Below are 24,557 nucleotides of genomic sequence, written 5' to 3'. Positions count from 1 at the left end.
AATATCTTGCACAAAGCGCTACAGGGTACCGTCGGGCAGACGGGAACCGACGAGGGTGTCTCGTCGAACGCTTCTGGACAGCCTGCCGCTACGCGGCGTCGCAGTGCGGCGCCGCGCAAGCAGGCTGGATGAAGGAAGAATCCCCGCCCTTCAGGTCTGGGGAGTGTCAATCACCGGGGACTTTTGAATATCCTGCTTTCCCATCAAAATTGTAGAGATTTTCTGTCTTGATCGCGTCAAATCCCGCATCATAGACTCGCTTCAGGAGCGATACAATCTGTGCAGGAGTAACCGCTTCATCGGCATTGACGGCCTGGAAACGGCAGCGCCAGTGATCGGTGCAGAAGGTGTAGGGCAGACCATGCGGCCATACTTTCGCGCCACGGTTCATGATGGCCTTGAGCTCAAGTCCATCGCCATTGACTTTCTGGACCGCTGCGCCAAGCTCATCAGCGCTTCCCTTGTTCCAATCAAGATAGACATCAACGCCGACCAGCTCTTTCTTTGTCGGGAGTTCGGCACTCTTCGCACGAGCGGTCGTGGTAGTGCGGGCAGGAGATTCCTTGTAGCTGACGGCCTTCAACTTCTCGGGCTGCTGACCGATGCGGGCAATCACAGCTTCAGCGAACTCTTTTGTCCCGACCTTCTGCTTGCTGATACCCTCTTTGTAGATATCATAGGTATGAATGCCGTCTTCCAGCGTGCGCAGCCAGGCATTGTGCACCTTTGTCGCCACATCGGGCTGGCCGATATGCACCAGCATCATCACAGCACCCATCAGCAGACCGGAAGGGTTGGCAAGGTTCTGACCTGCACGCCGTGGAGCAGATCCGTGAATGGCCTCAAACATGGCAAAGCCATCACCGATATTTGCGCCACCGGCCATACCAACAGAACCGGCAATCTGAGCCGCAACGTCCGAAAGAATGTCTCCATACAGGTTGGGCATGACAACCACGTCGAAGTTTTCGGGGGTATCGGCCAGCTTTGCCGCACCGATATCGACAATCCAGGTTTCATTCTCAATATCTGGATACTCAGCTGCGATCTCGTCAAACACCTTATGGAACAGACCATCAGACTGCTTCATAATGTTGTCTTTCACGAAGCAGGTCACTTTTTTGCGGTTGTTGCTGCGAGCATACTCGAAGGCGTAACGAATAATCTTTTCACTGCCCGGACGGCTGATCAGCTTGATGCTCTCCATCACGGTTGGTGTCTGCTGATACTCGATCCCGCTATAGAGGTCCTCTTCGTTCTCACGCACAATAACCACATCCATATTCGGATGCTTGGTCTCAACGAAAGGATAGTAGGCAACACAGGGACGCACATTCGCGTACAGAGAAAATGCCGTACGCACGGTAACATTCAGACTTTTGTAGCCACCACCCTGCGGAGTCGTAATCGGGGCCTTCAGAAATACCTTCGTTCGGGCCAACGAGTCCCACGCGCTCGGCTCAATACCGGCGCTGATCCCGCGAAGATACACCTTCTCGCCCACTTCAATCTCTTCGATATCTATGCGTGCACCTGCTGCTTTGATAATATCGAGCGTGGCATTCATGATCTCAGGACCGATACCATCGCCATAGGCAACAGTTATAGGAACATTTTGAGCCATAACTAAACTCCGTCATCAGTTTTTATGGTTTTGTGATATGACCAACGTCCAGTATAGCACAAAGTCCTAGCAAGCGAGAGCGCTCTTTTTCTTTCTCGTGCTGACTGTGCTATACTAAGAGATACAGGGAGAGCTGCGCAACCTGCACACCAAATCACCCTGATACCCTTTCCTGCATTACTCAGTTAAAAAGGTTATTTGCAGTGAAGAGAAGTGGCACTTCAGTGTTTTCGCAAACCACGAAGAAGCATTTCTCAGATCTCCCTGTCTCTTTCTCTCTTACCCTCACACGCCATCCATCCCCTGAAAGTAGCAGCACAATAACCAAAACATATCAAACAACCGATAAAGAAAAGTAAATAAAAAAAGAAGAGCCGTAATAGTATGCAATTTTGTGTGATAAACAGTATAATTATCTTTAATCATTGGACGTTGACCGAAGGAGTGCATAGATGAATCCTTTGTACATACTGGCCGTTATTCCGGTACTGGGGCTCCTGGTGTTTATTCACGAGCTCGGCCACTTTCTTGCCGCGAAGTGGTCTGGTATTCGGGTTGAAGAATTTGGCCTGGGACTACCCCCCCGTATTGTTGGTATCCGCAGAAATACGCGTGGCCGCTGGGAATTCCTCTGGTTCGGGCAAAGAGAAGAGCATACCACTGTGCCAGGGGAGGCCGATGATGATCGCACCATTTATTCGATTAACCTGCTTCCTATTGGCGGCTTCGTGCGCATGACAGGCGAGAACGGTGAAGAAACCGAAGATGGCATTGTCGACCCCAAAAGCTTTATGGCAAAATCAGCCGGGAAACGCTTTATTACGCTGATTGCAGGCGTTGTGATGAATTTTATCCTCGCAATCCTGCTGTTTACCATTGCTTTTGGTCCCGGCATGGGCATTCCAAAAGATATCTCTACAAAGATTAGCGAGGTACAGCCCAACACGCCAGCCGAAAAAGCAGGGTTACACCCCGGTGACACCATTCTTGCGGTCAACGGCCATGCAGTCGAGAATATGACGCAAACCACAGCCGAGATGCAGAACCTGCTGAAAGCCAGCAATAACCCCGAAACGGTCCCTATTCAACTGACCATTCGACGCGCGAACTCCTCACAAACACAGACCATCACAGTTGAGGCGCGCAAGCATCCTCCAAAGGGACAGGGATCTATCGGTATCGTCAACCGAGAACCCTTGATGGAGACGGTTCCACTGTGGCAGGCACCGCTTAAAGGCATTCAATATACCTTTAGCCTGATCGGACAAATCTTCCAGAATCTGGGACAGCTCTTCCTCGGTCGTGGCTTCGATCAACTTGCCGGACCGGTCGGGATCGCCCAATCAACCGGCGAGATTGCACAGAACGTACCACGTCTGGGATGGGGCCTGATCTTCGCCTGGACGGCCAGCTTGAGCCTGAGTCTGGCTGTGATGAACAGTCTGCCTTTCCCGGCACTGGACGGCGGGCGCATTCTGCTGATCCTGATCGAAGTGCTACGCGGCGGCAAGCGCATCAAACCGGAACGTGAGGCGCTGATCAACCTTGTTGGTTTTGCAGCCCTCATTCTGCTGATGATCGTCATTACCATCAATGATATTCGCCGCTGGTAAAATCAAAATGACAGAAAGCCGATCCCTCTTGCGGGGGTCGGCCTTTTTTCTACCCTTCTTCTCCTTCGCGAAAAATGTATTTCTATATATTTATTAACAAAACTATGCTTTTCTCGCTCTACCAGCTTTCTTTGTCGCCCGTTAGCCACTTTCAATCGTACAAAGAAGAAAGTACGGGTAAAACACAAGCTAGAGGACCGAAGCCCTCTCTGAGCCAAAGGACCAGAGAACAGTCAGACGGCTGAGTATTTCACTCACGCCTTCCGGCACTCGAAACGGTGGAGGCGCGTTCTTACGTATCACTTATGTGCTTCGGTTCCCTATAGTGCAAACCACATCCGGGAAAAACCGGAGAAGGAGCAGCCCCTATGGAAGAGAAAAAGCAGATGCGGGCAATTACCATCTCACGTGAATATGGAAGCGGCGGCGGCGAAATCGCGCGCAGGCTGGCTCAGCGTCTTGGCTGGCGGCTCATTGATCACGAACTGGTCATCCGAGCAGCACAGGAACTTGGTATCAGTGAAGAAGAAGCGGAGATACAGGACGAGCATGCCGACTCGTTTATCAGTAGCCTGATCAACAGTATGCGTATTTTGCAACCTGCCATGTTCACGATTGAACCAATGCCCCTGCTCTCCAACCCTCATCTGTATCGGGAAACGATGAGTAAGCTCGTCGAGACAGCGATTGAAGCAGGACCAGCCGTCATTGTGGGGCGCGGCTCACAGATGATTCTGGCCGAACACCGAGATGTCTTCCACACACGTATTGTAGCGACGCTCGAAAAGCGCATTCGCTACGTCATGCAACGAGAACAGGTTTCCGAGAGTGAAGCAAAATCACGCATTCAGATGAAGGAACAGGACAGAATCCGCTACCTGCAAACACAGTATCACTGTCACCCGGATGATTCTTCGCTCTATGATTTGATCGTGAATACCACTGTATTGAGTCTGGACCAATGTGTTGACCTGATTCTTCAGGCGCTGAACTACAAAGCAGAACGGCTGCATCTACCAGAAGAAGAACTCGGCCCGGGTGCAGGACTTCAACCGTACCCGTCCCTGCCTGGCGATCTCCGTCCTCCTGTGTAAAGCAAACAAAAAGGCCTCTATTCTTTGTCGGAATAGAGGCCTGTGTTTTTCTGACTGAAGGGATCTGGTCTAGAAGTAGTAGGTCGCACATCCAACCTGAATACCAGAACCCACGGCGATGATCAGACCGATATCACCGGGTTGCGCAAGCTGCTGCTCGCGAACCTGCTGCAAGGCAAAGGGCAACGACGAGGTGTACAGGTCATGCTCAGCTCTGACATCCACCATCTTCTCAGGAGCAACGCCAAGCGTCTTCCCGAGTTCCTCAACAAATGATGAGGAGATCTGTGGAGGCAAGATACACTTGATCCGCGAAAGATCAAGCTGTTCCCGCTCCAACAGCTCCTTGACCGCCTCCTGAATGCACGCGATATAGTAGCTCTCCAGGCGCGGATCTTTGTTGAAGACCATAACCATCTTGCCGTCATGATACTCACAGTGCGCATCGAATGAGTCAACGTAGTCGGTGAAGTACTTGAAGACGAAGTTGCCGAAGCCCGTCTTCCCATCTGGACTCTCATCCAGTACCACCACCGAGGCCGTCTCTTCGATACCAAGCAGCTTATCAGGAGCGACCTCACGATTGTTCTCGATCTCTGCCGCCATTACCAGCGCCGTTTTCGCTTTCTGGCCCTGAATCATACCAGTCGCTGCGTGACAGGCATTCAAGAAGCCGATAGAGCCATTAAACACATCCAGAGCGAAGGTCTTCTTCTCTTCGGGCGTCTCGATCAAGTCGTTAATGCCCAACTCACCCTGCAACAGGGCAGCAATCGCGGGCTCACAAACCAATTCATCACGATACACGCCGGAGTAGATCATCAGGTCGATATCGTTGCGCTTTACCGAAGACCCGGTAAAGGCTCGCTCCGCTGCGACCTTGACCATCTCAAGCACCTGCTTTTTGACTTTGATGTCTCCCAGTTTCTCCAGCGTCTTTTCAACAGACTCAACCTTCATGCCCAACGGCACCGTTCCAACACTCTCAACCCGCACACGCTTCGCGGGTACAGAGAGCGCAACAGGAGCAGGAGTGACCTTCTCTGGCAGCTCCCCCGCATCAACCTTACGCATACGATCCGGCAGGTCATCAAAGGTATAGATTGCGGCACCAATCGTTGCCCCAGAACCAGTGATACCGAAAACGACATTATCCCCGGACTGAATGCGTCCCGAGCGAATGTGGTCCATGAGCGCCACAATATGGGTTGTGGTAGCCGTATTCCCTCGTTCGGCAATGTTGTTAATGACGTTTTCCTGAGTACATACCTCTTTCCCATAGTAGCGGTTGATCTCGCGAGCGGCGTCACGAATGGTTGTACCGGACGTCTGGTGAATGATGACATGCTGGAACGAGTCGTGCGGGAAACCGGTCTGCGCGATAATATTGGCTGCATGCGCCACGGCATACTTCATGTTGACCGCCGAGACATTCACCGCGTCGGTGTACATGATCGCGCCACCATGTGGCTGATCGGTTGCCTTCGCGATACAGTCCCAACTGAAGCGACCAAGCGAGAACATGTCGAAGGCATGGAAGCCAACCGACTGATCGTGCGCTCGTTCCAGGATCATCGCCGCCCCCGCATCACCAACCGTCATACACGGCAGCCGTGAGTCCATGAAGCCGGAAAGCTCTTTCTGCGCCGTCAGGGATAGATGCGTGATATACTCCCCGCTGACCACCATACCGCGCCGAATCAATCCCGCCTGCAAGAAGGCATCGACGATATTCGCGGCAGTAAAGAGACCAGTACAGGCATTGTCCACGTCGAAGGCAATAGCGTTTGTCATGCCAAAGTAGTGCTTCAAGCGAACTGCGGTACCCGGCTCAAAGGTGAATTGCATCCCCGGTCGATCACAGCGCGAGATATTGCCACAGATGATCATGTCGATGTCTTCCGGGCGATACTTCGAGCGATCGAAACAATCAGAGACCGCTTTGCGTGCGATGTCAATCGAGAACTCGGTCTCGCCAGCCATACGACGCGACTTGATGCCGGTCAGACGAGCAAGCGGGAAACGAATCGGGCGCTTACAGTTCTGAAGCAGTTCATCGGTTGTCACAGCTTTGGGCGGCAGATACACACCGATACTCTCGATGATAGTATTCACCTGCTCGCGTTGCGCTTCTGAAGCGGGCGGCGCTGCTGGCTGTGGCTCCACAATATGCACTTCGTCTGCCTGCTGCTCGACTGGCTCATCATTCGAGACGGTCTCTGGCGCTTGCTGCTCTTTATCCAGAGCGGCGGCCAATTCCGCAATCGTTTGATACTCAAAGAGGCGCTCAAGTGGGAACTCAAGCCCCTGCTCTTTCGCACGGGCAATCATTTCCAGACTTTGAATCGATGCGCCACCAAGATCGAAGTAGTTGTCATGCACGCCTACTTTTTCCAGACCAAGCACCTCAGTCCAGATTTGGGCTAGCTTCTCCTCGGTTGCTGTACGAGGCGGCACAAACTCCGCTTCCAGCTCTGGTCTGGCCTGATCGGGAGCGGGGAGCGCCCGTCGATCTACCTTCCCGTTGGGCGTCAGCGGGATACGATCCAGGAACAAGAAGCTTGCTGGCACCATATAGTACGGAAGCCGCTCAAGCAGATAGCTCCGCAACTCTTCAAGGGAGATTCCCGCATCTTGCGGAGAGAGTCGCTGCGGTTCGGCCTCTGAAGAAGCTGTCGCTTGCTTCGGCACCAGATACGCCACCAGCCGCTTATGACCGGGCATATCTTCACGCGCCACAACGACGGCTTCCTTCACTGCTGGATGCTGTCCCAGTTCTGCCTCGATCTCACCAAGCTCGATACGGAAGCCACGCAGCTTGATTTGATAGTCGATACGCCCGAGAAACTCGATTGTTCCATCGACACGATAGCGAGCCAGATCCCCGGTTTTGAAGAGCCGCGCATGCTCTTTTCCGCTGAATGGATCGTGCACAAACTTCTCTGCGGTCAACTCAGGGCGGTTGTGATAGCCACGCGCGACCCCAACACCGCCGATATAGAGTTCGCCCGTCACACCAATCGGAACCGGCTGCATGGCTTCATCCAGAATATAGATCTGCGTGTTCGCGATCGGTCGTCCGATGGGCACCACTTTATCCCGACTCTCTCGCTGACAGGTCCAGGCCGTCACGTCAATCGCGGCCTCAGTCGGGCCATAGAGATTATAAAGATTGGCATTCAGGCGAGCAAAGAAGCGCTCTTGCAGGTCATAGGTCAGCGCCTCACCGCTACAGATTACCCGTCTCAGGCTCTGACAACGCTCCTCAAGGCCTGCTTCCAGCAGGAAGGCATGCAGCATGGAGGGCACAAAGTGCATGGTTGTGATGCGCTGCTCCTCGATCAGGCGCGCCAGATAGGCGGGATCCTGCTGTCCACCCGGACGCGCCATCACCAGACAGGCGCCGGTCTGCAAGGGCCAGAAGAATTCCCAGACAGAGACATCGAAGCTAAACGGCGTCTTCTGCATCACGCGATCATCAGCAGTAAGCTGATAGGCCTGCTGCATCCAGTAGAGCCGGTTGCAGACGCCACGATGCGTATTCATGACGCCCTTTGGTCTGCCAGTCGATCCAGACGTATAGATCATATACGCCAGATGCTCCGGACCAACTGCCGTCACCGGATCGACCACCTCTTCCTCAGAGTCGGCACCCCAACCGGCATGCAGGCAGATAACCCGGGCGCTGGTTTCTGGCAGGCGCTGTCGTAGCTGTTCCTGAGTGAGCAGGACAGGCACCTGTGCATCCTCTACCATATAGGCCAGCCGCTCCTGCGGGTAGTCCGGGTCCAGCGGGACATAGGCACCACCCGCCTTGAGCACACCCAGAAGCGCGACCACCATTTCAATGGAGCGCTCCATACAGACGCCAACCAACACATCAGGGCCAACGCCATGCGACTGTAACTCACGAGCCAGCAGGTTGGCCCGACGATTGAGCTCGCGATAGCTCAACGATACGCCCTCAAAGGTCAATGCCTCCGCATCTGGAGTACGCTTTACCTGCTCTTCTACCAGTTGATGCACTGCGGCCGTCTCAGGGAATGGTGCCTCGGTAGCATTCCACTGATACAGAATCTGCTGACGCTCTTCCTCGGTCAACAGTGGTAGCTCCTGCACCCGCTGATCCGGCTGCGCGGTAACGCTTTCAAGCAATGTCAGGAAGTGGCGTTCCAGTCGCTGCAATGTCGAGCGATCGAACAGATCAACGTTATACCGGAAATCTGCGGAGAGCGAGCCATCAACCTCAAAGATGGTTAGCGTCAGATCAAAGGGGGCGCCCTGTTGCCCCATAATATAGGGCTCTAGCTCCAGCTCCTGAGCCATACGCAACACAGGACCGGTCAGGCCAGCACGCTCAAGCTCTTTGCCGTCGCGTTTGCGAGGGCGATCCCAGATAAACAGCGACTGAAAGATAGGCGAGTAGCTCGGGTCACGCTTCGGTTGCAACTTCTCCACAAGCAGCGGGAACGGGTAATCCTGATGGTCAAGCGCCTCCATCACCGTGGTGCGTACTCGCGCCAGCAGTTCACGGAATGTCGGGTTGCCCGCAAAATCGGTGCGCATCGTCACCGGGTTCACAAGGTAGCCCACGATCCGTTCGAGCTCGGCCTTATTTCGTCCGAGCATGGGCGTACCCACCAGGATATCTTCTTGATGGCTATAGCGATAGAGCAAGGTCTTGAAGGCCGCCAGCACCAGAGTATAGAGCGTCACCTTCTCTGAGGCCGCCAGTTCGCGCAGCTTGCCCGTCAACTCATCGCTAATCGGAAAGCTATGCGATGCACCGCCATAAGTCTGTACAGCGGGACGCGGTCGGTCAGTGGGCAGGCCAAGCACCGGCAGCTCTCCACTGAGCTTCTGTTTCCAGTATGACCAGAGCCGTTCACCCTCAGCCGACTCCAGCATCTCGCGCTGCCAGCGCACATACTCGGTAAAGTTCGGACCTGGCGGCGGCAGAATATCTTCTGTACCGGCCCGCTGGGCGGCATAGAGCAGATACAGCTCATCGACCAGGATATCCAGCGACCAGAAGTCAAGCGCGATATGATGCACCGTGAGTGCGAGCACGTATTCCCGCTCCCCGAGCTTGAAGATCTGCGGGCGGACTATCGGTCCCTTTTCCAGATCAAACGGCCGATTCCCCTCAACAAGGAGATGTTCTTCCAGTGCCTCCGTACTCCACGAGGTCGCGTCAACGACCTCGGCATGCACTTCCTGCTGCGGGTGGAAACATTGAACCGGCTCGCCATCTCGCATGGTATAAGTCGCTGTCAGAATCGGATAGCGACGAACAAGCGCCAGAAGGGCCTGCTGAAGCGCAGAAATATCTAACGCCGAGCGAATGCGGGCGGTGTATAAAAGATTGTAGGCGCTGCTTTCAGGCGCAAGCTGATAGAGAAACCAGAGCGCCCGCTGCTGCTGAGAAAGAGGGGCAAATTCAGCTTGCCCCTTCCCCCCTTGCTGTGCTCTTTCCTTTAGCAGCCGAGCAAGCAGCGCTCTTTTCTGTTCAGGCGAAAGATCCGCCAAACGCTTTGACGCATCATTCATCGGTCTGATTCCCCTTCCTGTACGATTTGCTGAAGCAGCGAGTCGATTTCTTCATCAGGAAGTTGTTCCAATTGAGCCAATAACTGTTCAGCCTCTCGGGCGCTGACATGGTTCTTTCCATTGGTATGAGCAGGCTCCTGACCATCCTCTTGTAGCATCTGCCCAAGTAAAACATCAACTTCCGCATCGGAGAGCTGTTCCAGTTGCTGTAACAACTGCTCAGCCTCATTCTGGCTCAGCGGCTTCTGCCCATTTCCATGCTGGACCGCCTCTGGCTCTGCGGCAGGAGCCGGTTCGGCCAGCGGTATCATTTCAAGGACCTGCTCGGTAAACTGACGAATACTCGGTCCCTGCAAGAACATTACGATTGGTATTCGCACCTGCAATGCCTGCTCAACTCTGTTTTTCAGCTCAATCGCCATCAGGGAGTCAAGACCAAGCATGGTTAACGGTTGCTCAACATCCAGCTTTTCAGGTGGCACGCGTAGTACTGAGGCCACCTGCTCACAGAGAAAGTGTTCAAGTTCCTGTTGCCGATTCGCAGTATCACGCAGTGTTGTCAGAATGGCATCTTCCTGTGCCTCCTGAGACTGCTCCTCGTCTGTCGCCTCAAGCAGGTGAGCGACCAGCGGCAGTGATGCAACCTGTGGATAGAAGCGGCGCAAAAGCTCCCAATCCAGCTTTAGCACACCAATCTGTGCGATTGGCAGCGGGATCAGCAGATCCAGCGCGGCCAGCACATCACGCGGCGTGATACGCTGAATACCACGATCTTCCCAGTACTCGTGAACTCGCAGTCCTTCCTCGGTCGCACCGAAACCAATCTCCGAGACCGCACCCCAGTCGATACTGATGCCCGGCACGCCCTGCGCCCGCTGATAGTGGGCCAGCGCATCGAGAAAGGCGCTGGCAGCGGCATAGTTACCCTGTGCCGCCGAGCCAAACAATGACGCTCCAGACGAGAACGAAACAAAGAAATCAAGGTCCGCCTTCTGGAAGATGCTATGCAGCAACCAGCCACCAATCACTTTCGGGCGGAACACCTCACGCAATGCGAACGCATCCAGATTGACCAGCGGCTTGACCAGTGGGCGTCCCTCGCTGTCCTGCCAGACCGAGGCCGCATGGAATACCCCTTTGATTGGCGGAGTCCCCTGCTGTTGAGAGGTCGCCAGGAAGGCGTTCACTTGCGCCTCATCGGTCACATCAAGCGTAACACACTGCACCTGTACGCCGGTTGCTTCCAGCTCACGCACCTGCTGCACCAGCTTACCCGTGCGACTTGCAGGGTCAAGCGAGCCCCATTGCGCTCGCGGCGGCACCTGGGTTCGTCCTGTCAGCACCAGGTGTTTCGCACCTTTCCGGGCCAACCAACGCGCAACCTCAAAACCCAGACCCCAGAAGCCACCGGTAATCAGATAGGAAGCATCCGGACGAATCTGCCAGTCCTGCGCCTGGATATCGCGGCTCCTCTGCATCCGCGCGACAAAGCGCTTGCCCGCGCGGAACGCGACCTGATCTTCGTGGTCTGTTGCCATCAGTTCCTGCGCGACCTGACGCGCATTCGTGGCAGGCGAGCTATCTGGCGCCAGATCGATCAGACCACCCCAGATCTCCGGGTGCTCCATAGAACAGGTGCGCCCCAATCCCCATAGCGGGGCCTGTCCGATTGCGAGCTGCTGCCCTGTTTCCTCAAGCGCCTGAGCATTGCGTGTGATCAGCCAGAGACGCGGCGGCTCCCCTCCAGCCAGCTCGATTAGAGCCTGCATAGTATAGAGCGCGGAACCGGTGCACCGCTCAAGATCCTGCTCAAGGGTTGAGACCGCAAGCTGTTGCTCTGATGCCGCGTCCAGACTCCAGAGATGCACGACACCACGCAACGGCTCTGCTTGAACGGCCTGCTGCACCACACGGCGAATATCGTCAGCATTGGCAGGGCTCGCCTGATAGCGATCCGTTCCCAGAACCTGATACGTTTCTCCCTGTGTCACCACAGAACAGCGCTGCCCCTGTGAGACCAGCGCATCAAGCAGGCATTGACCGATCCCCTGGCGATCCATCAGGATCAACCAGTGTCCGGGACGCTCCGTTGCGGGCGCTTCTGTCTGTGACTCCTCTTTCCACTGCAACGTATAGAGCCAGTCAGACAGGTGATCCGGCGTGTGGGCCGAAGTCGCGGCCTCAGAGCGCTGTAGCTGAATACCCGAAGCCTCGATTAACACCAGTCCCGCGTCATCCAGAATACGCACATCGCTTTCCAGTACGGCGGCGCCTGGCACCGGCTCGGATGTCAGTACGGCATGGCTCCATACCTTTGCTCCCGGCTGCTTGTGCAGCTTGAAGCTCTTTATCCCGGAAGGCAAATAGAGCGCGGACTGTCGCTTTACCAGACTATCGGGCAGGGTTGCTGTAACCACTTGCAAACAGGAGTCAAGCAATGCATGCGGGAACTGATATGGACCCGTAGCATCACCATCGTACTGAATGCGACCAAGCGCCTCACCATCTCGGCGCCAGAGCTGGCGAATAGCGCGATAGTCAGCGCCAAGCTCGATGCCATGCGTTTGCAAATCGGCATAGAACGTGGATACACTGACCTCATCGCGACACCGCTGCTGAATATCCTCAAGACGGTCTGAGGCAGCTTCGACCTGTGCTTCGGGTGCCCGCTCCTCACTCGCCTCCTGAGAGGTGGCATGCAGCACCAGGGGCTCTGGCTCGGGATCGGTCGGGAAGGTGCGCTCGGCCAGTTCCTTCAATTGATTGATATACGGGATACATCCCAGGGCGACATCAACTTCCAGGCCGAAATCAAGCTGGCAGGCGACCTCGTTGACTCCAGCCTCACGAAGCTGTGACACCAGATTCAGGCAGCTTTCAGGCGTTCCAAAGAGCACACGCTGCGTCGAAATCATGCGATCAAGCACAAACTGAAGGTATTCATCCAGATCCTGCTCGGATAGCGATGAGAGATCGACCTTCTGTCCCCGACTATAGGCGATGGCGTTCAACAGATACGATGCAGATTTCAGATAATTGCAGAATGGATCTTTCACCTGTTCACGCACCGTCTGCTCGTCGGGGCCCAGGAAGGTGTGCAACATCACGGACACCTGACCCGCCTGGGGATCAAACCCGTGCTCTTCCAGAGAGTCACGGTAAATACGAATTTTCTCAGCGAGTTCCTCAACACTCTGGTTATACATATGCGTCAGCAGGTTCGCCCCCATTTTCCCCGCACCCGCAAATGTCTTCGGATTACCTGCGGCTGTAACCCAGATAGGAAGCTCTTTCTGTACCGGTGTCGGGTAGGTTTTGATCTCGACCATCTCACCGGCACCATTCTTTGTCACAATCGATTCACCGCGCCACAGCTTCCGTACCGTCTCGATTCCCTGGAACATGATGTCATTGCGGCGTTCATAATGATCCGGGAAAAAGACAAAGTCGTTCGGGTGCCAGCCAGAAGCGAAGGAGAGACCAACGCGGCCATTGGACAGGTTATCCACCATTGCCCATTCTTCAGCGACCCGAATCGGGTTATGCAACGGCAGCACTACGCTACCGGAGCGCAGTTGAATCTTTTTGGTCTCACGCGCAACAGCGGCTTGAAGGACGGCCGGATTTGGGTATAACCAGCCGTCCTTAGTGAAGTGTCGCTCCGGTATCCAGATAGAAGAGAAACCGTAGCGGTCAGCCAGGCGAGCGCTCTCCAGTACCATATGGTACTTCTCCCCCCCTCGATACGGCGCTTCACTACTGGCAAAGTAAATGAGACCAAATGTTATCCCTTTAGCACACTTCTTTTGTTGTGTAGCTGCCACATTATCCTCCAGTTGGCAGGGCAACTTCCCTGTAATGACAGATCGTTCCACTGGCGTGCAGCGTCCATGCCTGGCGCTCTTGTTCTGGTGCACCCACAGCATGGCTATAGACCTGGAAATGGAGCCGGTCGTTTGTATCAGGTGAGAGAAGAACCTGTATTTTTTGGAATCCCTGCTCCGGTATCAGCAAAAGCTTCTTTAGCTCCAACTCTGTGAGCTCATATTGTCCCGGCCCAAAAGCTTCTTGCATCGCAGACAGCGCCATCTCTACATAGGCCGAAACAGGCAGAGCGATCGCCCCTTGAATGCGGTGCTGTGCCAGGAAAGGGAGCCGCTCCAGATCAAGCGTACTTTCCCAGACATGCATCTTTGCAGGCACCACCAGTTCCGTATGGGAGGCCAGCAGCGGGTGACGCCCGTTCTGCTCAGCTGGCTTATGCCCGTTCTGTTTCAGGCTGGACGGCTGTCCGGCATCATGGGGTATGTTTCTCACCTCATGCCAGCAATGTTCACGCTCAAAGGGATATGTGGGCAGATCCAGTCGTTGCCGCGTCATCTCATCGCGATACCATTGTACATCCCATCCATATACATAGAGCGTTGCCACAGTGCGCAGAAGAACACCCCAGTTCTCCTGATCACGCCGTAAGGATGGGAGCCATGTTGCCCCTTCAATACATTGTTTGCCCATATTTGTCAGAACAGGATGCGGCCCCAGTTCGACAAACAGTGTATACCCCTGTTGCGCCAGCGTTTGCATGCCAGCCGCGAACTGCACTGCATTGCGCGTTTGTTGACGCCAGTATTCGGCGGATAGCGTTGTTCCCTGAGGCAAAATCTGCCCGGTCAGGTTACAGACAAGCGGTATCCGAGCCGGTGCATAGTGCACCCCTTTCGCGACCTGCTCAAATGCATCAAGCATTGGCTCCATCAACGGCGAGTGGAAGGCATGCGACACGGTCAAAGGATGAACGGTTATCCCTTCTGCCTCCAATGCTTTGACCACTGCCTGCACCTCTGTTGATGCGCCCGAAATCACAGTATTCCGCGGCCCATTGATCGCGGAAAGAGAAACCTTCTGATATGGCTTGAGCACCGCTGTCACTCGTTCTGAAGCGGCGAAAACGGCGGCCATCTCGCCTCGCTCTGGCAGTTCCTGCATCAGGCGACCGCGCTCGGCTATCAGCTTTAAGCCATCTTCCAGGCTCATGATGCCCGCGACACAGGCCGCGACATATTCACCCACGCTATGACCAAACACGGCGTCAGGCTCAACACCCCACGAACGCCAGAGCTCATAGAGCGCATATTCCAGAGCAAACAACGCAGGTTGCGTGTAAGCTGTTTCATGTAAGAGTGCCTCGTTCTCAGCATACAGGACCGAGAGTAACGGACGCTCCAGATAAGCGCGTAAGATCTCGGCACAGCGGTCCAGCGCCTTGCGGAAAGTCGGCTCCGTCTCATACAGTTGCCGTCCCATATGCACATACTGCGACCCCTGGCCGGTAAAGAGGAAGACCACACGCGGCTTCGTCTGCTGCTCACGCACCGAAAGCGCTCTATAAACAAGATCAGACGCCTCTTTCTCGGTGGCAAAGGCCTCTAGCTGCGCCCGCATCTGCTCAACCGATGAGCCAACGACCGCCAGCCGATGGGCGAAATGCACCCGCCCAGCCGCAGCCGTAAAGCAAAGATCAGCTAATGAGAGCGCTGGATGCGCTGCCAGATACTCGCTGTACTGGCGGGCCTGTTGCTTAAGCGCAGTCGCACTTCGCGCCGAAAGCTCCAGCACATGCGTTGGGCGCTCATGCTCACGAGTAGTGCGTTTCGGTTCCGGTGCCGCCTCCAACACCACATGCACATTCGTGCCGCCAAAGCCAAAGGCGCTCACGCCCGCGATCTTCCGTCGATCCGCCGGCCACGGCGTCGGCTGTGTAGGGATCGCGAACGTCGTGCCTTCAAACGAGATATGCGGATTCAGTTTCTGGAAATGCAGATGCGGCGGGATCTCACCTCGATGCAGACTGAGAATCGTCTTGATCAGTCCGGCAATACCAGCCGCCGCCTCCAGGTGCCCGATATTCGTCTTGACCGAGCCAAGCAGGCATTGCTGCTCAGGTGCCCGCTGTTCCATCAGCACGGCCTTCAGCGAGTCCACTTCAATCGGGTCGCCAAGTGGCGTACTGGAACCATGCGTCTCGACATAGCAGACCTGAGCGGGCGTGACATTGGCATTGCGAAGCGCTTGACGAATCACAGCCTCCTGAGAAGGACCGTTCGGCGCGGTCAGGCCATTGCTGCGCCCATCCTGATTGACCGCCGAACCACGAATCACAGCCAGAATCGTATCACCATCGCGTTGTGCAGCCGAAAGCGATTTCAATACCACCAGACCACAACCCTCAGCACGGACATAGCCATCTGCCCGTTCATCAAAGGTATAGCAGTGGCCCTGTTCCGACATCATATGTGCCTGCGAGAAGGCCACAGTCAGCTCAGGCGTCAGAATAAGGTTGACGCCACCTGCCAGCGCGGTCTCACACTCACCATTACGAATGCTCTGACAGGCCATATGGACCGCGACCAGCGACGAAGAGCAGGCTGTATCAATTGCCATACTCGGGCCGCGCAAATCAAGGAAGTAGGACAGGCGGTTCGCTGCAATGCTGTGCGCGTTTCCAGTTCCGGTATAGGCATCAACTGCTGTGATGTCACGGAATTGCAAATGCGCGTAATCATTACTGCTGATTCCAACAAAAACGCCTGTTTGTGAGCCAGCCAACGATGTCGCGGGAATGCCAGCATGTTCCAGCGCTTCCCAGGCAACCTCAAGGAGTAACCGCTGCTGCGGATCCATACGCTCCGCTTCTCTTGGCGAGATACCAAAGAAGTAGGGGTCAAACTGATCGACCTGCTTGAGGAAGCCCCCCCACCGCGTGACCATCTTGCCTGGTTGTGAGCGATCGGCGTCATAGTAATCCTGAAGGTTCCAGCGCGACGCTGGCACTTCCGAAATACCATCCACACCATTGCGCAACATCTGCCAGAATGCCTCGGGTGAATCTGCTCCCGGGAAACGGCAGCCCAGACCGACAACAGCAATCGCCTCGTTTGCCACAGGCTTCGACTCAGTCTCCTGTGGCTCTTCAAGCGGCTGAACCGGTGGTCGTTCTCCCGCAAGATAACTTGCCAGCACCTCAATATTAGGATAGTCATAGACCAGGGTTGGTGGCAACTCGCGCCCAAGCCAGTCCTGAAGATCAGCCGAAATGCTAATCGCCTGATAGGAGTCCATGCCATACTGGGCGAAGGGGGCACGGATATCGATCTCCTGAGGCCGGAGTTGTAGCGCTTCAGCCAGCTGCTTCACCAGCCATGTCTGAATCTCCTGTTTGCTCTTTTGGGGCACTGCTTCTTCAGGTTGCGCGTGCTCCTCTCCCTGAATGGGCTGTGCCTGTTCGGGAGCCAGCATCGCTACCGTTTCCAGCTCGCCATCAAGGAACGCCTGGCGGGTCGCTCGCCGCTGCACCTTTCCACTGGACGTCTTAGGCAGTGTACCGGTCTTAATCAGACAAATCGCATACACCTGAAGCTCATGCTCAGCCGCGATAGCCTGGCGGGCCGCGGTCAACACTTCGGTAAGATCTCGCTTCAGATACGAGCGCTCTATCTCGGCTACAACAACGAGCCGCTCTTCGCCTTGCACTTCAATCGCGAAGGCGGCACTATTGCTCTGCCGGATTGCAGCATGACTCTTCTCGACTGTCAGTTCAATATCCTGCGGATAATGATTACTGCCTCGAATAATAATCAAATCTTTCAGGCGTCCGGTGATATAGAGCTCATTTTGACTGATAAAGCCCAGATCCCCGGTGCGCAGATAAGGCCCCTCGCCGTTCGCCAGATGAGCGTGGAAGACCTCCTCCGTTTCCTCCGGGCGCTGCCAGTAGCCCTGAGCGACACTTGGACCAGAAACCCAGATCTCGCCCACACGATCGGGGGGGCACTCCACACGCTGCTCAGGATCGACAATAATCACCTTCTGCACAGGCAGGCTGTTCCCGATGCTGACAAGCGTGCGTGTATCGCGTTCATCGGCGGCGTCGCGTACCTCATTCTGTTCCAGCGCACGCGCAGACAGCGAACGGACGGTCGGGAAGACCCCTTTTTCGCCCGCCGAGATCACCAGGGTTGCTTCTGCCATGCCATAGCAGGGATAGAAGAACCGCCGCTGAAAGCCACATTCAGCGAACGCCTCTGAGAAACGTTCAAGCGTCTCTGCGCGGACCGGCTCAGCTCCATTGGCGACAGTCTGCCAGTGGCTCAGATCGAGCTCGGCCTTCTGCTCGGGCGTGATCTTGCGAACACAGAGATCAAATGCAAAATTGGGACCACCGCTGATGGTAGCCTTCTTATCAGAGACAGCTTTGAGCCAGCGGAACGGCTTCTGTAAGAACGCCGCCGGAGGCAGAATAGTAGAAGGGAATCCGGCATACAACGGCTGTAGGATGCCCCCGATCAGACCCAGGTCATGATACAGAGGGAGCCAGGTGACAGCATGAGCCTCCTCCGGGTGACGACAATACTGCTCAACAATTGTTGAGTTAAAGAGCAGATTCTGATGGGTCACCATTACACCTTTGGGGAGACCGGTTGAGCCAGAGGTATATTGTAAAAATGCTAATGCATCGTTACTGATGCCAGGGTCACGCCAGACCGATGCCAGTGAGTCTGGCACATCTTCAATAGCTACGACCGGCACGTTTTGAATTTCAGGAGAGTTATGAACCAACCCGCGCACTCTAGACGAGAGCGCCGTTGTGGTGAGAACAATTGCCGGTTGAGCATTATTTGCGATCGCACGGAACTTGCTCACAGCACGTTCAGAACGCGCCGCAGAGGGAGGATACATCGGGACAGCAATAATACCACTATAAAGACAGCCAAAAAATGCAGCTATAAATTCCAGACCTGAAGGATAGATCAAGAGCGCCCGATCACCCTTGCGCGCATGCTCCTGAAGAAATGCGCCTATACGGCGGGCCTGCCTATCCAGTTCAGCATATGTGAAATGGTCCCTTTCAAACTCTCCATCTGCCAAAAATGAGTATATCCGCTGCTCAGGGTGCCGCTCGACTCTCCAACGAAGCAGGTCAACCCATGTAGAAATTTCAGTCGTTGGAATGGAAATACGCTTACTCAAGGTAATGCTTCCTAATTAGAGGGCAAGTGAAGCCTTCTTGCTAGACATTTCAGGACTTCGGTGGGAGAACATCGCTACTGTTCCGCTTGATTATACATTCACCCGTGAAACGGTGTCAACGACATTTCAGTAGCCCTCCTCTCTCTCTTGAAGTTCATTCCACTGGTGAAGAAACAGCGGCAATGGTCCCTCACATCTGAATCCGACAAATAATTACAAGAACGGTATATCGAACCTTCTACAGAAGAGAAGGAAAATGGTGTTCGCTGAATATCGACTCTGGCTATATGTTCACTACTGCTATTCCAGATGGAATAAGCCGTACCGAAATTCTATCACGTCCACATTTTGAGTGCCAACAGCGAGCGCACAGGCGAACTTTCACCCCACCTGTTCTCGCACGCAAACGAGTAAAGGCATTTTCACTAGTTTATCATACCGCTCCAGGCAAAACATGCCGATAGCACAATAGAGGCTTCCCCTCGAACAGGTGATGACGGAAAAAAAGATGCCGCCAGAGCCGACGACATCCTTTTTCATCACCGAACAACTTACGACAAACTGGTAGGACGTGTCAGGCGCGGTCGCTCGCCAGGGTTCGGCTCAAGCACCGGCACTTGCTCTATCTGTTTCAGTGCCTCTTCAATAGCCCGCTCTAACTGTGGATCACGGTCATTTACATAATCCTGTGGAGCATTATCTATCTCAATATCTGGATCGGTTCCATAGTTCTCAACATTCCAGCCCACATCTTTGAACCAGAAGGAATACTCGGGCTGCGTTGTCACCGTTCCATCAACCAGCCGATGTGATGGGCTGATCCCGATCACACCACCCCAGGTCCGTTTTCCAAGCAAAGGACCTAGCCCCATCAGCTTAAAGCTATGACTGAAGATGTCGCCATCCGAGCCCGCCTGCTCGTTTGTCAGAGCCACAATCGGTCCTCGGGGAGACTGAGAAGGATAGGGTTCCGGCAAGCCCCAGCGCGGGAAATCATAGCCGATACGACGACGCGCCAGTTTTTCCAGTAACAGAGACGAGACATGGCCGCCGCCGTTAAAGCGCACATCGACGATTAATGCCGGGTAATCATACTCCATCAGGTAGCTACGATGGAACTCCGCGAAGCCCTCACCCCCCATATCAGGAACATGGATATAGCCAACCCGTCCATCCGAGAGCTCATGCACCTTGCGCCGATTCGTCTCCACCCACTCACGATAGCGAGCCGGCATTTCATCATCGAGCGCCTTGACCACAACCGTGCGGGTCTCTTTACTCTCAGCATCTTCAATCAGGAGTTGCACTTCCTGTCCCGCCTGGTTCACCAGCAACTCATCAGGACCGATAGCAGGTTCAATCCGTTGCCCGTTAATCGCCAGGATCGCATCACCCACGGCAACATCAATGCCCGGTGTGGTTAGTGGCGAGGTCTCACGTGCATTTGTGGGGTCTCCCTTGATGATTCGAGCTACACGATAACGCTCGCTCTGGGCATCATATTTCCAGTCGATCCCCAGGAAGCCCTGACGATAAAACGGCGGCTTGCGATATTCGCCCCCCATCTCATAGGCATGCGAGGTTCCCAGTTCTCCCTGAAGTTCCCAGATGAGGTCTGAGAGCTCCGAACGTGAGCCAACCCGTTCCACCAGAGGCGCATACTGCTTGTAGATCGCCTCCCAGTCGATGCCGGACATGTCTTCAGTCCAAAAATGCTCGCGCTGGAGGCGCCATGCCTCAGCAAACATTTGCTTCCACTCAGCCACAGGATTGACCGATACCTTCACCCTATGCAAATCCAGCCAGCCACTTTCACGCCCCGGCTGATCATTATTCTCTTTGGGCTTCTCTCCTGCTTTCAGCACACGGAGACGATGTCCCGAGCGATAGAGAAGCGTTTTAGCAGTTCGCGACAGCGTAAAGGAACTGATGCCTTCCGCGAGCTTCTCCGTCTTATACTGCTCGAAGTCATAGTACTCAAGGGTACCTTTGGCCTGTTGCTCATCATGACCGGAGAGCACACCAACCACCGGAACCGAGAGAAAGAGAGCCTTATTCTTGATGCCACGAATCGCCACGTAGCGTCCCTCGCTGACCGGAAAGGGCAAAACACGTTCGGTAATACCCTCAAGATCGATTTTGATCGGTGCGGGCTTCTTCTCGTCGGTCTCGCTGCTCTTCTGCTCGGCATCCGTGCCCTTCTCATCCTTATTCTCGGGCGCTTCCTCGTCCGGCGCTTTCGCCTCAGGAATAAAGGGCGAACGCAGGTCACGCCTCAGCAGGATCACATAGGGCTTGCTGCCTTTCGGGAAGCTTAATTCAAATTGCAGGTTATCATAGACTGGATTAAAGATCCGCTCGCCGATAAAGTACAGATACTTGCCATCGGGATCAAAGGCAGGTTTCGTATCATGCAGAATCGGATTCGTCACCTGATACGTCGCACCAGTCTCTACCTCACAGAGCTTGATTGCGGTCTGCTGATTTGAAAGCGCAAAATCATAGGCCAGCCAGCGGCCATCAGGAGACCACGAGATCCCCCGCATGCGTCCGGCCTTGCTCTGATCCAGCACTTTCGCCTCTTGTTTCTCAAGATCAACCAGCACCAGTTCATTGCGATGATTGGCAATCGCCAGCCGATCACCAACCGGAGAGATTGCCAGAGTGACAACCCGACCGAACTCGATATCAGCAAACACCTCAGCCTCTCCCGAGCTCTCAGGGTTAAAGAGGACGACCGCCTCCCGTCCGGGCTCATCACAGATTGCAACCAGGCGCTTTCCATCGTTCAGCCACTCAAGGAAACGATACCGGACGCCGTCTTTCTTGCCATGCTGTAAAACGGCCCCTTCCCAGTTCCCCATTGAGAATGCCTTACCGCGCGTGGTCAACGCGACCGCATGCCCCTGTGGATGCAAGGCAGCAGTATCAAGGAATGCCGCTGCGGGAACGAACTTCCGATTCAGTTGCGTACGAATGCTTGGCAATTCGACCGGGATCTGTCGTCCTTCGCCACTGGCCGGGTCAAAGAGGTACAGTTCAGCGCCAGCGTGGTAGACCAGACGGTACCCATCGGAAGAGAGATTGCGAGCATAAAAATCAATATGGTCTGTGTGCCGGCGCAGATCCTCACCCATAGGCGTACAGGAATAGATATTCCCGATTCCCTCGTGATCGGACAGGAAATAGATGCGGTCCCCTATCCAGCAGGGATCGACAATATTCGCATGGAGATCAAGCAGGCGCTTGAAGGTCCCATTTCCCTCAACGTCGCACCAGAGATGCCCCGCGGTACCGCCACGATAGCGTTTCCAGTGCGCAGGCTCTCGATGGTTCAAACGTCCGAGTACAACACCTCCATCAGGGCCATAGGAAATAGCGTTCGCCAGACCAACCTGCACCGTGCGCGGCGCTCCCCCTTCAGGTCGTACGGCCTGAATCACTGTTGCACTGCGATGAAACTGCCCCGCGATTGTCGCGTAGAGAATCTCCGATCCATCTGGCGTCCAACCAACCACTTTACAACGTGCCGCCCCCTGGTACGTCACACGTCGTGCCGGGCCACCAGACGCGGGCATGACATAGACTTCGCTCGGTCCCTCCTCGCGTCCAACAAAGGCTAGAAGTTGCCCATCAGGAGAGAACCGGGGATAGCTCACCTCACCGACGCCAGCGGTTAAGCGCTCAGCACGCCCTCCTTCCCTGCTCACCATCCATAAATCATCTTCTGACACAAAAACAATCGTATCCTGGAAAATATGCGGATAACGTATATAACCTTTCGCTGGCATATCTACTCCTTACTTTAAGAGCTCGTACCACTTGTCTGCGGATATCACGCCTTATTGTACCACAGCAATAAATTATAGAACAAAATTCTCCTCCCATATGCGCTGCGAAAACGAAGCAATCCGCCGCTCATGCGACACTCTCTGGCGCTTCAACAGCAGGCCCACTATACCCATCTTTTTATATACGTGGTCGTCGATATCTTGTTGTATGTGGATTATGACAAGGAGTGAGCTCGTTCATAGCAACCGGAGGCTCTTTCACTGTACCATGAGGATCACTGACAGAAAAGGAGAAAGGAAGTATTGTCAGAAGAGGATACATCCCACGTTTCCTCTTCACCACACCGGGGCTTTGTACCTGGCATCTTGCTTGCAGGTATAGCACCCGCCAGTTCAACAAGCAGGTAGACGTTACTGGCCATACATCCAGGCGATATCCGCCGCAAGATCACCAGTATCAAAAGAGAACACAATACCACACTACGATCATCTACAGCGATGAGGCAAAATCAGAGACGCCCTTGACTGCGAGTGGACTGGCAGCCCTGAGCTATGAGCATTTTGCTGATACAACCGGTAAGAACAGGTTCCGCAAGTAAAAGCAGCCCCTTCAGTTCAGCCGTACTCGTCAGGAAGCCGCCCACCCTCTCAACAGATGTGCCTGTTAAGAGGCTTTTGATTTTCTCTGCCTCTGTATGGCCTTGCGCCATTCATCCCCACGCGTCAAGCCCGGGGACTTTCTGGCGCAGCCCAAAATACACCTATATGAACGTATATTCTGCATATAAACAGAGCAGAGAAAGCAATGAGGACATGTGTCAGGTCTCTACCAATTAGAGCGTAACGCGCCCCATCGCTGTTTTCCAGGGCTCCACATCAATATGAATCGTATCAGGGTTGCTCTGGCAAATACGCGCTATCTCCGCAACCAGGCGCTGTAAGGGAACAATAGCGACAAATGGTCGCAGTAACTGCTCAACCGGAGCGAATAGCAAATCAGCTTCTTGCGTGCCACAGGTAAACGCGGTTCCACCCAGTTCTTTTACCTCGTGATACAGCTCCTGCATCCGTCCGCCATCATCAAGAGCCGAAGTGATACAGAGAGCGCCAAGCTTCTCATGAAAAGCGGCAGGAGGTCCATGCAGCACATTCTCAAGTTCAAAGCCCTCGGCCCAGATGTATGTACCTTCTTTGAGCTTCAGTGCAGCCTCTTCTGCGGTAATGGCATCAATCCCATAGCCCGCGACCAGTATGGGATAACAGTGAGCCAGTTGTTCCGCAACAGTCACAGGAGCCGGAAACTGCAAGGTCTGCTCGATCGCCTCAGGGATACGCTGTAACGCGGAGTACCACGACGTCTTTGTTGCATTGGTATAGTGGGTCACCAGAGTTGCCAGCACGGCCAGCGCGCTGAGATATGAGACAGTATGTGTGCTGGAACGTTCTCCAGGACAGGTTGGCAGGATCAGATCAACTGATGGTGGCGGCGGTGTCTCCTCGCTGGTCACGATAATCGTATAGGCCCCCGCCTGATGAGCCCGCTCCAGCGCTTTGAGCGGGTAGGTTTTGGTGCCCCGATGCGAGACCACTACAACCTGATCTTCAGCAGAGACAGGAATCGAAAGTGCGAACTCATGAGCCGAGTATACACGCGCACACTGCTTGCCCTGAGAGAGCGCGTCTACCCAGTAGGCTGCTACACGGCAGGCATGATAGGAAGTTCCGATGCCCACCAGAATCAAAGGGCGAGCCGGATCAAGGAGCTTGCTCGGTGAGGCGAGGCGCTGTAATACAGCCTGAACTGCTGCGGGTTGTGATGCGATCTGTTCATCTAGAGCAAAATAGTGCATATTCTTCT

At 54.6% G+C, this 24,557-nt stretch carries 8 protein-coding genes; 2 read left to right on the top strand and 6 right to left on the bottom strand.

Annotation, left to right across the window (positions count from 1 at the left end):
• Positions 1 to 166 precede the first annotated feature (166 nt).
• Complete coding sequence (locus EI42_RS21200; protein WP_111324642.1) at positions 167 to 1,624, bottom strand: NADP-dependent isocitrate dehydrogenase; 1,458 nt, start codon at positions 1,622 to 1,624, stop codon at positions 167 to 169.
• A 452-nt stretch (positions 1,625 to 2,076) separates the two neighbouring features.
• On the opposite strand from EI42_RS21200, the gene EI42_RS21195 reads away from it, so the two are divergent.
• Together EI42_RS21195 and EI42_RS21190 are read left to right on the top strand one after the other, a co-directional pair.
• Positions 2,077 to 3,237, top strand: coding sequence for a M50 family metallopeptidase (locus EI42_RS21195; RefSeq protein WP_111324641.1), 1,161 nt, complete (start codon positions 2,077 to 2,079; stop codon positions 3,235 to 3,237).
• A 368-nt stretch (positions 3,238 to 3,605) separates the two neighbouring features.
• Positions 3,606 to 4,331, top strand: a complete 726-nt coding sequence (locus EI42_RS21190; RefSeq protein WP_111324640.1) for a cytidylate kinase-like family protein — start codon at positions 3,606 to 3,608, stop codon at positions 4,329 to 4,331.
• A gap of 69 nt (positions 4,332 to 4,400) precedes the next feature.
• Here the strand turns inward: EI42_RS21190 and EI42_RS21185 are convergent, their stop codons facing one another.
• The 5 genes from EI42_RS21185 to EI42_RS21160 all read right to left on the bottom strand — a co-directional run bounded on the left by EI42_RS21185 (position 4,401) and on the right by EI42_RS21160 (position 24,549).
• Positions 4,401 to 9,881 (bottom strand): non-ribosomal peptide synthetase, encoded by a 5,481-nt coding sequence (locus tag EI42_RS21185; RefSeq protein WP_111324639.1) that lies wholly within the window; start codon positions 9,879 to 9,881, stop codon positions 4,401 to 4,403.
• Positions 9,878 to 13,807, bottom strand: coding sequence for a type I polyketide synthase (locus EI42_RS21180; protein WP_111324638.1), 3,930 nt, complete (start codon positions 13,805 to 13,807; stop codon positions 9,878 to 9,880). The genes EI42_RS21185 and EI42_RS21180 overlap by 4 nt, the downstream gene beginning before the upstream one ends.
• On the bottom strand, positions 13,707 to 18,908 hold the full coding sequence (locus EI42_RS21175; RefSeq protein WP_111324637.1) for a hybrid fatty acyl-AMP ligase/type I polyketide synthase: 5,202 nt from the start codon (positions 18,906 to 18,908) through the stop codon (positions 13,707 to 13,709). Before EI42_RS21175 ends, EI42_RS21180 begins: the two co-directional genes overlap by 101 nt.
• A gap of 551 nt (positions 18,909 to 19,459) precedes the next feature.
• Positions 19,460 to 22,699, bottom strand: a complete 3,240-nt coding sequence (locus EI42_RS35095; protein WP_111324636.1) for a S41 family peptidase — start codon at positions 22,697 to 22,699, stop codon at positions 19,460 to 19,462.
• Between the two features lie 833 nt (positions 22,700 to 23,532).
• The gene (locus tag EI42_RS21160) at positions 23,533 to 24,549 is read right to left on the bottom strand and encodes an SIS domain-containing protein (RefSeq protein WP_111324634.1); all 1,017 of its coding nucleotides are present in this window, start codon (positions 24,547 to 24,549) and stop codon (positions 23,533 to 23,535) included.
• Between the last annotated feature and the right edge of the window lie 8 nt (positions 24,550 to 24,557).

Origin of the sequence: Thermosporothrix hazakensis (assembly GCF_003253565.1) — a bacterium.
GTDB classification, from domain to species: domain Bacteria; phylum Chloroflexota; class Ktedonobacteria; order Ktedonobacterales; family Ktedonobacteraceae; genus Thermosporothrix; species Thermosporothrix hazakensis.
Note: the sequence above shows the minus strand (reverse complement) of the source record. Positions and strands in the feature narration are given on the sequence as shown.